This is a genomic window from Qipengyuania sp. SM2507, assembly GCF_053714505.1.
Genome location: NZ_CM132307.1, coordinates 158,786 through 172,321 on the forward strand (window position 1 = coordinate 158,786; position 13,536 = coordinate 172,321).

The 13,536-nt window shown below is 67.4% G+C and carries 14 protein-coding genes; 3 read left to right on the plus strand and 11 right to left on the minus strand.

All coding sequences use genetic code 11. The features are described 5' to 3' along the window. Positions 1-3: 3 nt before the first annotated feature. From ACWIKC_RS00730 to ACWIKC_RS00745, 4 genes are read right to left on the minus strand one after another with little or no spacing between them, the layout of a single operon-like run. Entirely contained in the window at positions 4-1,239 is a 1,236-nt protein-coding gene (locus ACWIKC_RS00730) for a CoA transferase (RefSeq protein WP_454598232.1), read from the minus strand. Between the two features lie 2 nt (positions 1,240-1,241). Further along, entirely contained in the window at positions 1,242-2,426 is a 1,185-nt protein-coding gene (locus ACWIKC_RS00735) for an acyl-CoA dehydrogenase family protein (protein WP_454598233.1), read from the minus strand. Next, positions 2,423-2,665, minus strand: coding sequence for a hypothetical protein (locus ACWIKC_RS00740; protein ID WP_454598234.1), 243 nt, complete (start codon positions 2,663-2,665; stop codon positions 2,423-2,425). The genes ACWIKC_RS00735 and ACWIKC_RS00740 overlap by 4 nt, the downstream gene beginning before the upstream one ends. A 4-nt stretch (positions 2,666-2,669) precedes the next feature. Continuing rightward, on the minus strand, positions 2,670-2,972 hold the full coding sequence (locus ACWIKC_RS00745; protein ID WP_454598235.1) for a hypothetical protein: 303 nt from the start codon (positions 2,970-2,972) through the stop codon (positions 2,670-2,672). A 156-nt stretch (positions 2,973-3,128) separates the two neighbouring features. On the opposite strand from ACWIKC_RS00745, the gene recQ reads away from it, so the two are divergent. Then, positions 3,129-4,910 (plus strand): DNA helicase RecQ, encoded by a 1,782-nt coding sequence (gene recQ / locus ACWIKC_RS00750; RefSeq protein ID WP_454598236.1) that lies wholly within the window; start codon positions 3,129-3,131, stop codon positions 4,908-4,910. Positions 4,911-4,963: 53 nt separating this feature from the next. Continuing rightward, the gene (locus ACWIKC_RS00755) at positions 4,964-5,947 is read left to right on the plus strand and encodes a right-handed parallel beta-helix repeat-containing protein (protein WP_454598237.1); all 984 of its coding nucleotides are present in this window, start codon (positions 4,964-4,966) and stop codon (positions 5,945-5,947) included. Positions 5,948-5,953: 6 nt separating this feature from the next. Here ACWIKC_RS00755 and ribA read toward each other — a convergent pair whose 3' ends face one another. Both ribA and xth read right to left on the minus strand, forming a co-directional pair. After that, entirely contained in the window at positions 5,954-6,952 is a 999-nt protein-coding gene (gene ribA, locus ACWIKC_RS00760; RefSeq protein ID WP_454598238.1) for a GTP cyclohydrolase II, read from the minus strand. 65 nt (positions 6,953-7,017) lie between these two features. After that, on the minus strand, positions 7,018-7,815 hold the full coding sequence (gene xth, locus ACWIKC_RS00765; RefSeq protein WP_454598239.1) for an exodeoxyribonuclease III: 798 nt from the start codon (positions 7,813-7,815) through the stop codon (positions 7,018-7,020). Between the two features lie 102 nt (positions 7,816-7,917). Here xth and ACWIKC_RS00770 point away from each other — a divergent pair, with 102 nt between their 5' ends. After that, on the plus strand, positions 7,918-9,348 hold the full coding sequence (locus tag ACWIKC_RS00770; protein ID WP_454598240.1) for an alkaline phosphatase: 1,431 nt from the start codon (positions 7,918-7,920) through the stop codon (positions 9,346-9,348). A 229-nt stretch (positions 9,349-9,577) separates the two neighbouring features. Here the strand turns inward: ACWIKC_RS00770 and ACWIKC_RS00775 are convergent, their stop codons facing one another. The 5 genes from ACWIKC_RS00775 to pabB form a co-directional block, all read right to left on the minus strand. Further along, on the minus strand, positions 9,578-10,240 hold the full coding sequence (locus ACWIKC_RS00775; RefSeq protein ID WP_454598241.1) for a LolA family protein: 663 nt from the start codon (positions 10,238-10,240) through the stop codon (positions 9,578-9,580). Positions 10,241-10,315: 75 nt separating this feature from the next. Next, positions 10,316-10,483: a 50S ribosomal protein L33 gene (gene rpmG / locus ACWIKC_RS00780; protein ID WP_290136235.1), complete on the minus strand. Its 168-nt coding sequence runs from the start codon at positions 10,481-10,483 to the stop codon at positions 10,316-10,318. A 144-nt stretch (positions 10,484-10,627) separates the two neighbouring features. After that, entirely contained in the window at positions 10,628-11,044 is a 417-nt protein-coding gene (arfB, locus tag ACWIKC_RS00785) for an alternative ribosome rescue aminoacyl-tRNA hydrolase ArfB (RefSeq protein WP_454598242.1), read from the minus strand. After that, positions 11,037-11,690 (minus strand): RluA family pseudouridine synthase, encoded by a 654-nt coding sequence (locus ACWIKC_RS00790; RefSeq protein WP_454598243.1) that lies wholly within the window; start codon positions 11,688-11,690, stop codon positions 11,037-11,039. Before ACWIKC_RS00790 ends, arfB begins: the two co-directional genes overlap by 8 nt. After that, positions 11,687-13,498 (minus strand): aminodeoxychorismate synthase component I, encoded by a 1,812-nt coding sequence (pabB, locus tag ACWIKC_RS00795; RefSeq protein WP_454598244.1) that lies wholly within the window; start codon positions 13,496-13,498, stop codon positions 11,687-11,689. The genes ACWIKC_RS00790 and pabB overlap by 4 nt, the downstream gene beginning before the upstream one ends. Positions 13,499-13,536: the final 38 nt, after the last annotated feature.

The window sequence follows — 13,536 nt, forward strand, 5'->3', positions numbered from 1 at the left end:
TTTCTACTTATCGGAGAGGCGGGCGATGTCGCGGTCGACCAGATCGCCGATCGCGCCCGAGGACAGGCCCAGCCGTTCGGCCAGCACCTGTTCGGTGTGTTCGCCCAGAAACGGAGCGGGGGCGGGTTCGCCCGCGTCCTGTCCGGGCAGGTTGGCGAAGCTGCGCGGCGCGGGATAGGCGAAGCCGCTGGGGTTGGCGCTGGTCTGCGCGAACAGTGGATTGTCCGCCACCAGCACCGGGTCGTTCGCCGCTTCGTAAGCGGTGCGATAGCGTTCGAAGGTGGTGCCTTCGGCGGCCATCCGGGTTTCGAGTTCGGCATAGTCGAGGCCAGAGGCGACCGACTGGAACAGTTCGAACAGCGCCTGGCGATGCTCGTAGCGCGGGCGGTCGCCATCGGCGAAGCGGACCCCGAGCCGCTGCTCGAGCTCGGCGATCGGTTGTTCGATGGCGAAGGCGCGGATGAGCCCGGCCCATTGCTTGGCGGTCAGCGCCGCGACCATGAAGCGCACGCCATCGCGGCTGCGGAAATCGCGCCCGAAGGCACCCCAGATGGCGTTGCCGAGCCGTTCGCGGTCGCCGCCGCGATAGAGCATTTCCGCCATCGCGCCAGAATTGGCCATCGTCCCGATCGCCACATCGCCCAGCGGGACGCGCAATTCGGCGCCCTGACCGGTGGCGTCACGGTGGCGCAGCGCGGCGAGCAGCGCGAAGGCGCAATAGGCGCCGGTAATGAAATCCCACGCGGGCAGAACCTGATTGACCGGCGGGGCGGTGGCCTGGTCCCAGTCGTCGGGGCCGCACATCAGCGGGTAGCCGCTCGCGGCGTTGACGGTGAAATCCATCGCCTGGCGGCCGTCGTGCCAGCCCATGATCCGCACGCTGACCAGCTCGGGGGCGCCCTCGGGACGACCCTTGCTCATCGCCGCGTGGCTGAGGAAGCTTTTCTCGGGCAGGTTGGTGATGACGTTGCCGGTCGTGCCCGCGAGCGCGACCAGCAGTTCGCGCCCCTCCTCGCTGCGCAGATCGAGCGCGACCGATTTCTTCGCCCGGTTGAGGTTCTCCCAGCTGAGGGAGCGGCCCTCTTTGGTCAGCATGTAGCGATCGTAATCGAGCCCGCCCGCCTTGTGATCGACGCGGATCACCTCCGCCCCCATCTGCGCGCAATAGAGCCCGGCGGTGGGCGAGGCGACGAAGCTCGAGGCCTCGACGATGGAGAGTCCCTTGAGGAGTTCGTACACGCCTAGCGCTCGATCCCGGCGGCGAAATCGCGCAGCATGTGCTTGGCGATCTGCAGCTGGAGGATCTGCGTGGTGCCTTCGTAGATGCGATAGATCCGGGCATCGCGGAAGAACCGCTCGGCGTCGTATTCGGCGAGGTAACCCGCGCCGCCGTAGATCTGCACCACCCGGTCGACCACCCGGCCGCACATCTCGCTGGCGAAGACCTTGTAGGCCGCCGCCTTGCGGATGACGTTCTCGCCGCGGTCGGCGCGCGCGGTGACATCGGTCATCATGCACTCGGCGGCGTAGATCTCGGTCTCGCTCTCGGCGAGCATCTGCTGGATCAGCTGGAAATTGGCGATCGGTTCGCCAAAGGCCTTGCGCTCGGTGGCGTATTTGAGCGCCGAATCCAGCGCGCGGCGGGCATAGCCGGTCGAGGCCGCGCCGACCGAAATGCGCCCGTTGTCGAGGCTCATCATGGCAAAGCGGAAGCCCTGGCCGGTTTCCTCGCCGAGCAGCGCGTCGCCGGGGACGTGGACGTCGTCGAGCATGATATCGGCGATGTGGCTACCCGCCTGGCCCATCTTCCTGTCGGGGCTGCCGACCGACATGCCGGGCGTGTCCATCGGCACGATGAAGGCGCTGACATGCGCGTTCTTGGGCAATGCGTCCTTCTCGGTGCGCGCCATGATAAGCGCGACATCGGCGTGCGGGGCGTTGGTGATGTAGCGCTTTGAGCCGTTGAGGATCCAGCCATTGCCATCGGGATCGGGCCGGGCGGTGGTCTGCATCGCGGCGCTGTCGCTGCCCGAGCCCGGCTCGGTCAGCCCGAAGCAGGCGATCTTGCCTTCGGCGAGTTGCGGCCACCATTCGGCCTGCTGTGCCGGCGTGCCGCCGTTCTTGAGCGCGGAATTGAACATCCCGATGTTGATCGAGAAGATCGAGCGATAGGCGGGCGCCGCGTAGCTCATCGCCTTGACGGTCCGCGCGTATTGCGTGGTGTTGAGCCCCGCGCCGCCATGGTCCTCGGGGATCGAGAGCCCGAACAGCCCCATGTCCTTCATTTCGGTGAGGATGTCCTCGGGGATGCGGTCGTTCTCGATCATCTCGCGTTCGGCCGGGATCAACCGTTCGCGGACATAGCGTTCGAGCTGGTCGTGAAACTGTTCGAAGGTCTCCGGATCCATTCCGGGATTCATGGTCATTCGTCTTCCCCCTCGGGTGCGGGTGCGGGTGCGGGTGCCGTATCGGCTTCGGCGGTTACAGGCTCTTCGGCGAGCACCTCGGCCGGAGTCCGGCGCTCGTCGATCATAGCGGCGGCTTCGTCGAGTGCGCGCGCCTCGCCCACGGTCACGCCGCCCGGACCCGGATCATTGTCCGACGGGCCGCAGGCGGCCAACGCTGGCATCAGCGCCAGCGCGGGGAGCAGGCAAGGCGCGCGCATGCGCTTATTCTTCGATCATCGCATCGGCGGCAGCGGCGGCATTGGCGGCAGCGTTCTCGCTCGCCTGCTCGATTTCCTGCTCTTCGGCATTGGTTGCGGGCGCGGTGGTGCGCACCGGCTCGCTCTCGACCACATTGGCCTGCGGGTCCATGACCGGTGCCTCGTCCATGCCTTCGAGCGCCTCGTTGGCGGGAAGTTCGACCGTGTCGGCTTCGGATTCCATCGAGGCATCTTCGGTGTCGCCGCAGGCGGCGAGCGTCAGCGTGGCGAGGGTCGCGGCGCCGATAAGGGCAAGGCGGGTCTTCATGGCATGTCTCCAGTCGATCGGCGCGGCGGGATGCCGCGCCATGGCTGCCGGGCGGTGTTAAGCGGTCCGGGGGGGCAGGGCCAAGGGGAAAATCTTTCCCGGTGTTGTGTCTAGGGGCCTTTCCCAATGGCCCCCGCCTCTGGCACAGGCGTGCCGATGCAGACCACCGCACATCCCCTCGACGCCGCGCGCGGCCAATTGCGCGAGACTTTCGGCTTCGACGAGTTTCGCGGACGCCAGGGCGAGGTGGTCGAACGGGTGCTGGCGGGGCAGAGCACGCTGGCAGTGATGCCGACCGGCGCGGGCAAGTCGCTGACTTATCAACTGCCAGCGGTGATGCTGGAGGGCACTTGCCTCGTCATCAGCCCGCTGATCGCGCTGATGCACGACCAACTGCGCTCGGCGCGCGCCAACGGCATCCGCGCGGCGACGCTGACCAGCGCCGATTCCGACTGGCGCGAGACCATCGACGCCTTCCGCGCCGGTTCGCTCGACCTGCTCTATGTCGCCCCCGAACGCGCCAGCCAGCCGCAGTTCCGCGAGATGCTTCACGCCGCGCCGCTGACGCTGTTCGCGATCGACGAGGCGCATTGCGTCAGCGAATGGGGCCATGACTTCCGCCCCGACTACCGCCAGCTGCGCCCGCTGATGGATGCTTTCCCGCAGGTCCCGCGGCTTGCGCTGACCGCCACCGCCGATCGCCAGACGCGCGACGACGTGCTCGCCCAGCTCGGCATTCCGGCCGACGGGCTGGTGCTGGCGGGCTTCGACCGGCCCAATATCCGCTACACGATCGGCCATCGCGACAACCCGGTGCGGCAGTTGACGCAGGTCATGGCCGATCATCCCGGGCCCGGGATCGTCTACGTCCCCACGCGGCGCAAGACCGAGGAGCTGGCGGACAAGCTGGCGGCGGCGACCGGGCGGCCGGTGCGACCCTATCACGCCGGGCTCGAGCCCGAGCGGCGCGCCGCCAACCAGGCCGCCTTCGTCGCCAGCGAGGACATGGTGATCGTCGCCACGGTCGCCTTCGGGATGGGGATCGACAAGCCCGATGTCCGCTTCGTCGCGCATGTCGGCATCCCCAAATCGATCGAGGGTTATTACCAGGAGACGGGGCGCGCCGGGCGCGACGGCGATCCCGCGCTGGCGACGATGCTGTGGGGCGCGGGCGATTTCGCGACCGCGCGGGCGCGGCTCGAGGAAGTGCCGCAAGACCGCCGCAGCGCGGAGCGGGCTCGACTGGATTCGCTCGCCGCGCTGGTCGAGACGCCGGGTTGCCGGCGCGCGCTGCTGCTGCGCCATTTCGGCGAGGACCCGCCCGCGCAATGCGGCAATTGCGACAATTGCCTTTCGCCGCCGGGCGTCACCGATGTCACCGAGCTGGCGCGCAAGCTGCTCAGCGCCGCCTACCGCACCGGGCAGAGCTTCGGCTTCGGCCATCTGCAGAAGGTGCTGACCGGCTCGGCTGACGAACGGGTGCGCCAGCGCGGGCATGATTCGCTGTCGGTGTTCGGGATCGTCGGGTCGGACGAGGCAGCGCTGCTGCAACCGCTGTCGCGGGCGCTGCAGGCGCGCGGGGCGCTGGTTTCGACCGAGCATGGCGGGCTGGCGCTGGGCGGCGATGCCATGGCGATCCTCAAGGGCGAACAGCCGATGGCGATCGTGGTTGCCCCCAAGAGCGCGCGGAAGCGACGCGGGGACGCGACCCCCAATCCGGTTGGCGATCCGCTGTTCGAGGCGCTGCGGGCGCTGCGCAAGGAACTGGCCGAGGAGGCACAGGTGCCGCCCTATGTCGTGTTCCACGATGCGACCTTGCGTGAAATGGCGCAGGCGCGCCCGACCAGCCTTTCGGAGCTGTCGCGCATCCCCGGCGTTGGGGCCAAGAAGCTGGAAGCCTATGGCGCGCGCTTCCTGCAAGTAATCGGCGAGAACTAATCCGCAACACGAGCGTTATCGACGCAGTAACTATTGTTGGATACCTTCGAACCATGATCCTGCGCCGCGCCTCCCAATGCTCGCGACCCTCGCTCTGGGCGGTGGGTGCGCTGGCGGCGCTCGCGGTGGCGGCCATTCCGGTGGCGGCATTGCTGGCGCAGCCCGGCACCGCGCCCTTCACGATTGCCGAGAACGGCGAGGGCTTTGCCCAGTTGCAGGACGCGGTCGATGCGATCGGGAACGGCAGCGGCACGATCCTGTTCGCGCCGGGCGCCTACAATCAATGCGCGGTCCAGGAAGCGGGCACCATCACCTATCGCGCGCGTGAAATCGGCACCGCCACGCTGGCGGGCGAGGCCTGCCAAGGCAAGGCGGCGCTGGTGCTCGATGGCGAGGCGGCCACCGTCATCGGCCTGGTCTTCGCCGACATATCCGTCCCCGACCGCAACGGCGCGGGCATCCGGCTGCAGCGCGGCGAACTGGCGGTGACGCAGAGCTGGTTCCGCGACAGCGAGCAGGGCATCCTCACCCATGCCGGCGACGACATCCGTCTGCGGATCGACAAATCGACCTTCACCCGGCTGGGCACCTGCGAGGGCGATGGCGGCTGCGCGCACTCGATCTACACCGGCGAGATCGCCGAAACCGCAGTCACCCGCAGCCGCTTCGAGCAGGGCACCGGTGGTCACTACCTCAAATCACGCGCCGCCCGCACCATCGTCGAGGACTCCAGCTTCGACGATGCCGGTGGGCGCGAGACCAATTACATGATCGACCTCCCCAATGGCGGCACCGGGAACATCGCTGGCAATTGGTTCGTCCAGGGCCGCGACAAGGAGAACTGGTCCACCTTCATCGCGGTGGGCGCGGAAGGGGCGGAGTATTCGTCCGACGGCCTGACGATCGCCGGCAACGATGCGCGGCTGGTGCCGGGCCTGCGCCGTAACACCGCCTTCGTGGCAGACTGGACCGGCGACCGGTTGCAAATCCAGAACAACACGCTGGGCGCGGGTCTCAGGGAATTCGAGCGGCGCTAGGCGCCACTACGGCAGCAAATGCCCCGCCCGGTCGCGCTTGGTGGCGAGATAATGGCTGTTGTGCGGATTGTCGGGCAGCGCATGGGGCACGCGCTCGGTCACCGCGATCCGATGCGCCTCGAGCGCATCCACCTTGGCCGGGTTGTTGGTCATCAACCGAACTTTGTCGATCCCCAGCAGTTCGAGCATCCGCACAGCGGTGGGAAAGTCGCGCGCCTCGTCGGGCAGGCCCAGCCTGGTGTTGGCATCGACGGTGTCGAATCCCTGATCCTGCAGGCGATAGGCGCGCAGCTTGTTGATCAGCCCGATCCCGCGCCCTTCTTGGCGCATGTAGAGCAGCACGCCCCAGCCGCCCTGCGCCGCTTCCTCCGCCATCGCCGCCAGCGCGCCGTCGAGCTGCGGACCGCAATCGCATTTGCGGCTGGAGAGCACATCGCCGGTGAGACATTCGGAATGCAGCCGGACAAGCGGTACCCGCCCGGCCTCGCGGCGGCCGATCACCAACGCGACATGTTCGCGCATGTCGGCGGTGTTGCGGAAGGCGATGATCTGCGCATCCTCGCTCGCCGCCACCGGCAGGCGCGCGCGAGTCACGATGCGCAGTCGCGAGGGATCGCTGAAGGCCACCAGATCGTCGATTGCGACGCTCACCGCCTCGCCGGCGCCTTCCGGATCCACCAGAAAGGCGGGGAGGATGCCGGCGATCCGCGCCAGTTCCAGCGCGGCGCGGGCGGCTTCTTCCCAGTCGAGTGCCAGCGCCTTGAACGGGCCTTTCATCGGATTGGCGAGATCGAGCGCGGGGTCGCCCACTGCCAGCGCGGCGGGCAGGTCGAAGGGTTCGGCACCGCGCAGCAGCACCGGCTCGCCCGGCACTGCGGCATCGCGTTGGTTGGCGAGCTTGAGCGTAGCGGCGCGGCTGGCGGAGATCAGCATCGTGGTGCCGCGAAGGTCCTCGCCATAGCCGGTCTCGACGGGCTGGAGCAGCGGCGCCTGCCCGATCCGCACCGGCCAGCCGTGGCGCAGCGCATCGACCGCCTGCGCGGCGCGCCGCGCCGGGGAGGGATTTGCGCTCAGAGAGCGAACTCCGTCATCAGCGGCACATGGTCCGACGGCTTTTCCCAGCCGCGTGCGTCCTCGTGCACCGAATGCGCAATAGCCTGCCTCGCCAGTTCGGGGCTCGCCCACATATGGTCGAGCCGGCGCCCGCGATCATTGGCCTGCCAGTCCTTCGCACGGTAGCTCCACCAGCTGTAATAGCGGGTCGGCGCGGCGATGTGCTGGCGACCGATATCGGCCCAGCCATGCGCATCCATGAACCGCTGCAGCGTATCGACCTCGAGCGGGGTGTGGCTGACCACTTTCAACAATTGCTTGTGGTTCCAGACATCGCTTTCGAGCGGGGCGATGTTGAAATCGCCCACGATCAGCGTGGGCCGGTCGACCGCATCGGCCCAGCGGGTCATTCGTTCGAGGAAATCGAGCTTCTGGCCGAATTTCGCATTCTGCTCGCGGTCGGGGATGTCGCCGCCAGCGGGAACATACACGTTCTCGACGATCATGCCCTGATGCGCCGGGTCGGTCAGTTCCACCCCGACATGGCGAGCCTCGCCATTGTCCTGCCAGTCGTGGCGCGAGAAGTCGCGGAACGGGATTTTGCCGACCGTGGCGACTCCGTGATAGCCCTTCTGCCCGTGGACCGCGAAATGCTCGTAGCCCAGCGCGCGGAACGCATCGTATGGGAACTGGTGTTCCTGGCATTTGATTTCCTGCAGGCACAGGATGTCGGGCGCGTGCTCCTTGAGAAAGCGTTCGACGATCGGCATCCGCAGGCGGACCGAATTGATGTTCCATGTAACGATCGAGACCATGGCAATCGCTTAGGCGGAGCCATCGGGCGCGGCAAGTTTCACCGTTTCGTCGCAACACTGCTTCACGTAAGGGGCATGACGAACACCCACAGGAGAATTGCGATGCCCTTCACCCGAGCCTTCGGCATGACCACCGGCGCACTCGCGCTGGCGCTCGGTGCCTGCAGCAGCACGGCGAGCGAGGGCGATTACGGTGTCGCAACCGCCCCACCCGTCGCCGTCGCAGCCGAACCGCAGCAGGCCAAGAACGTGATCCTGTTCATCGGCGACGGGATGGGTATCTCGACCATCACCGCGGCCCGGATCTACGCCGGGCAGAAGCTTGGCAAGCAGGGCGAAGAGCATGTGTTGCCGTTCGAAACCTTCGACAATGTCGCGCTGGTCAAGACCTACAACACCAATGCCCAGGTCCCCGACAGCGCCGGGACCGCGACCGCGATGCATTCGGGACGCAAGACGCGGATCGGGATGCTCGGCATCGGCCCCGAGGCGAACAATGGCGATTGTCTTGCCGGCGAGCAGCATCACCTGCCGCTACTGGGCGAGGAGGTGAAAGAGCGCGGGCTCGCGCTCGGTATCGTGACCACCACACGGCTGACCCATGCCACCCCGGCCTCTGTCTATGCCCGGAGCACCGATCGCGATTGGGAAGACGATACGGGCATTCCGGAGGACCAGCGAGGCTTCGGCTGTCGCGATATTGCGCTCCAGCTGGCCCAAGCCGACTTCGACGTCGCGCTGGGCGGTGGCCGGGCAAGCTTCTTCGGCGATGCCATGGGCGGTCGTCGCGGGCAGTCCAACGCCAATCTACCGGCTGACTGGGCCGCGCGCACCGGCGGGACCTTCGTCGACGATGCCGCTTCGCTCGCTGCCGCTCCCGCCGACCGGCCGGTCCTCGGCCTGTTTTCGGACAGCCACATGACCTATATGGTCGATCGGCCGGCGGAGACCGCAGAACCCACGCTGACCGATCTGACCGCAGCAGCTATCGCGCGCCTCAAGCCCGACCCGGAGGGCTACTACCTGATGGTCGAAGGCGGGCGCATCGATCACGCCCATCATGGCGGCCAGGCGGGCTATGCGCTGGAAGAGGCGGTCGAATTCGCGCGCGCGATCCAATATGCGATCGACAACACCGATCCCGAGGAGACGATGATCCTCGTCACCGCCGATCACAGCCATGTCTTCACCATCGCCGGCTATCCGCAGCGCGGTAATCCGATCCTCGGCTACGTGGTCCCGCCCCATCCGACGGACGAGATGGGCGGCGCGCCGACGCTGGCGGCGGATGGTAAGCCCTACACCACGCTGGGCTATGCCAACGGCCCCGGCGCGGTGGTGGGCGAACGTCCGGTGCCCGAAACCGGCGTCGCCGCACGCCAGCAAGCCACGATCCCGCTGGGTTCGGAAACCCATGCGGGCGAGGATGTCGCGCTCTACGCGCAGGGTCCGGGGGCGCAGCGGGTGCGCGGGGTGATCGAGCAGAACCTGATCTATCGCATCATCCGCGCCGCCTATGGCTGGGCGGACTAATCGGATCGGCGCACGCAAAGGAAAACCCCCGCGCCGGGGGCATTGGCGCGAGGGTTCCTTTGTGCGTTCGTCACGCTAGTAGAGAGCGGCCTATCGAAGGTTGGGCAACAGGGGGGAAACCCGTCTCCGACCGCTCTCTGTGACTAGAATTAGACCCGATTGGATTGACCGAAAATGAACGGTGAGCCGCATTTGGTCGCACCCAGCGCGCAACCCGGCCCCGACCCGTTCAGCCCGGGCGACGGGACGATTTGCGCGGGTCGGAAAAGCGGAATGCGCTGTCCGCGACCGACACGCCATAGCGGTGGTTGCGCAGTCGCACGACGGTGCGGTGGTTCTGCGAATCGAGCGCAACCCAATGTGTCAGCCGCAGCCCGCCGGGGGATGCCGCATCGCGGTTGAAGATCAGCGTGATCACACCGAATTCCGGACGCTTGGGATCGCGGACCTCGACGCTCACGACATCGGGGTGGCTGGTCGAAACCAGCTTGCCGAACTTCTTCACGTCGCGATTGGGATCGAGCAGCGCGCCGAGCGGCGAATTGGCGATCGGCCAGCGCTGGACCTGATCGACCTCGTAATCGACCAGATAGAGCGAGCTGCCGTTGGAAACGACCAGCATCTGCGCGCTTTTCTCGTACTGGAACCGGATCTTGCCCGGACGCTTGAGCGTCAGCTCGCCGCCGATGGTGCGGCCCTGGCGGTCGGTCTGGGTAAAATCGGCCTTGAGCGTGGAGATGCCGCGCAGAGCGGCTACCGCCTTGTCGAGATCGCCCGCGGCGGCCTCGGCCGGGACGGGAGCGACGACCGCTGCCAGCGGCAGGGCCGCAGCGAGCGCAAGCGCCGAAACGGCGCGAATCGGATAGGCGAAAATCGAGGACATGGTTATCATGCTCCGGTTACTAGGGTCGGAGCATTGAACCGTCACTGAACCCGCTACGTTCCCGGCGTTCAGCAAGTCGTCGGCTTACTTGATCTTGGCTTCCTTGAACTCGACGTGCTTGCGCACGACGGGATCATACTTGCGGAAGGTCATCTTTTCGGTCGTGTTCCGCGGATTCTTGCGGGTCACATAGAAGAAACCCGTATCGGCGGTCGAGACGAGCTTGATCTTGACGGTTGCGGGCTTCGCCATGACGCGGTCCTAATCTGTGTCGAGAGGGGCCGGGCCCCGAAAACATGGGTTTGAAAAAAGATCGGTTTGAAAAACAGGGGGCGACGCATCGCGCCGCCCGTCAAGCTGGGGCCATTGCGCGAATCACCCGCCAAAGTCAAGCGATCACCAGTCGGTGCCCTTGCGTACCGCGCCGCGCTTCGCCTTGACCGCGCCGCGCTCCTTCTTGGTCTTGAGCCGCTGGGTCTTGCCGATCCGGTTGAGCCGCGACTTGCGCCGTTTCTTGGGCGGGGTGAGCGCTTCGTCCAGCAGTGCGACCAGCCGGACGCGCGCCGCCTCGCGATTGCGCTCCTGCGTGCGGTGCTCGTTCGCGGTCAGCAGGATCTCGCCATCCTGGGTCAGCCGGCTGCCTGCCAGCACCTTCAACCGTTCGAACGCCTCGGGCGGCAGGCCGATCTGGAACACGTCGACGCGCAATTGCACGGCGGTCGCAACCTTGTTGACGTTCTGCCCGCCGGGGCCGGAGGAAGAAATGAACTTCTCCTCGGCGATTTCCAGCGCGCGATCGACAACCTTACCCATCGGAGAACCCGAGCGCGGCGAAATCGGCCGGCAGCGGCGCGGTGGCGGAAACGGCAGGCTTGCCGGGGCGAGGGACGGTGAGCGCAGCGGCGTGGAGCATGGTCCGCGCCACACCGGCTTTCACGCCATAGACCGGATCGCCGAGCAGCGGGATGCCGAGCCCCGACGCAGCATGGACGCGTATCTGGTGGGTGCGGCCGGTCTCGGGGCGGAACTCGACCAGCGCATGGCCGTCCTGCGTGTTGAGCAGCCGCCAATGGGTGATCGCCTGCTTGCCCTGCTTGGCCGGGATCATCCGCCAGCCCTTTTCCTCGCTGCTGATCTTGGTGAGCGCGAGGTCGATCGTCCCCTCGGTCTCTTCGGGCACGCCCGCGAGCACGCCGAGATAGCGCTTCTCGACCAGCCGCTCCTCGAAGGCGCGCGAGAAGACCTTGAGCGATTTGGGATTGCGCGCCAGCAGCAGGCAGCCGCTGGTGTCGGAATCGAGCCGGTGGACCGGAACCGGCGGCCGCTGGAACCCCAGCTTGAGCGCCTCGAAATGATCTTCCAGCGCCAGCCCGCCCCGGCGCGGCCGTTCGACCGGCAGCCCGCCGGTCTTGTCGATCACCAGCGCTTCGCCGTCTTCGAACAGGATAGTGGGAGTCATGTCAGGAGCCTTGCGGTTTGCAGTCCGCGCAGCGCATTGCCGAGCAGGAAGCCGTGTTCGAGATCGTCGAGGGTAAGTTCCGCTTCGCGCGCCTTGCCCGCCTCGAGCAGCGACTGGCGCAGCACGCCGGGCAACAGGCCGAGCACTGCGGGCGGGGTGAGCAGCGTGCCGTCGCGTTCGACGAAAACTGTGCCGATGGAGCCCTCGGTCACCAGCCCGTCGTCGCGCAGGAACAGCGCTTCGCCCGCTCCCGCGAGCACGGCGGCCTCGCGCGCGTCGTCGTAGAAACCGCGGTCGCTGGTCTTGTGGCGCAATCGCCAGTCGCCCGGATCGACCGGGAGCGGCAGCAGGATGCAGTCGATCGGCGCTTCGGAGGGTGCGGGAGGCTGGCGCGCCTCTAGCGCGATTGCCCCGCCGCGTGCGATCCGCAGCCGGATGGCATGCGGTGCGGCGAGATCGAAACACAGCGCCTGGATTTGGTTGCGCGCTTCGTGCCGGTCGAAGGCGAAGCCCAATTGCTGCGCGCTGTCCTTGGCGCGCTTGAGGTGCAGTTCGAGCAGCGCGATGCCGCTGTCGGGCTCGAACCGCATCGTCTCGATCAGGTCGAAGCCGGGCGCGACCAGATCGGGCGCGCTGGCCTGGGCGAAGCCGCCTTTTAGCTGTGCCTCGCGCCACTCGACGCGGCTGTCGCTGTCGGCCACGATCGCGCCGCCCACGCCGAGCACCGCCTTGCCGCGCGCGTTCTCGATCTCGGTCAGCCGCAGCGTGCGGATCGCGACGTTGAAGGCGGCATCGCCATCGGCGTCGATCCGCCCGATCGCGCCGCAATAGGGGCCGCGGGCATCGCGTTCGACGGCGTCGATCAGCTCCATCGCGCGAATTTTGGGCGCGCCGGTAATCGATCCGCACGGAAACAGTGCGCGCAGCAGGTCCTGCACGCCGTGGCCCTCGGCGAGCCGCGCGCGGACGGTGCTGACCATCTGGTGCACGGTCGGATAGCTCTCGATCGCGAAGGGCGCATCGACGGCTACGCTGCCGGGCTGTGCGACACGGCTGAGATCGTTGCGCAGCAGATCGACGATCATCAGATTCTCGGCCTTGTCCTTGACCGATCCGGTCAGTTCCGCGGCCAGCGCCTCGTCTTCGGCCTCGTTGGCGCCGCGCGGGCGGGTGCCCTTCATCGGCTTGGCCTTGGCCTCGCCATCCTTGAGCGAAACGAACAGCTCGGGCGACAGGCTGAGCAACCAGTGATGCCCGTCGAACACCAGCCCGCCATAGCCCGCCTGCGCCGCGGGGCGCAGCGCGGCGTAGAGTGCCAGCGGATCGCCGGTGAAGCCCCCGGCCAGCGGCAGGGTGAGGTTCGCCTGATAGATATCGCCCGCGCGGATCGCCGCCTGCAGTTCTGCGAAGGCTTCGTCATAAGCGCCTTGCGAGACTTGGGGATCGAGCGGGCCGAGGCTGGCTCGGCCCACGGCTCGCTCCGCCAGCCAGGCGGGCATGTCGGCGGCGGCAATGCGCTCGGGCTCGTCGAACAGTCCGAGCCAGACCAGCGGGCCCATGGCGCCCGATCGCGCATCGGCCAGCGGGGCGAGCCGCGGTTCCAGCGCCAGACCCGCCTCATAGGCGATATAGCCCGCCAGCGGCTTGCCCCGTTCGCGCCGCGCCGCATCGGCGGCGGCGAGCACCTGCGCGACCTCATCCGGGCGGCGGGCGACGAAGGTCGCAAGCGGGTCGGCGAACGTCAGCGCGGCCGCCGCGCCATCGCCGCGCGCGTCGTCGAGCAGGACCATGGGCGTGCGCTCATTCATCGTCCGCCTCCTTTAGTCGCTGCTGCTGTCCTGTCGAG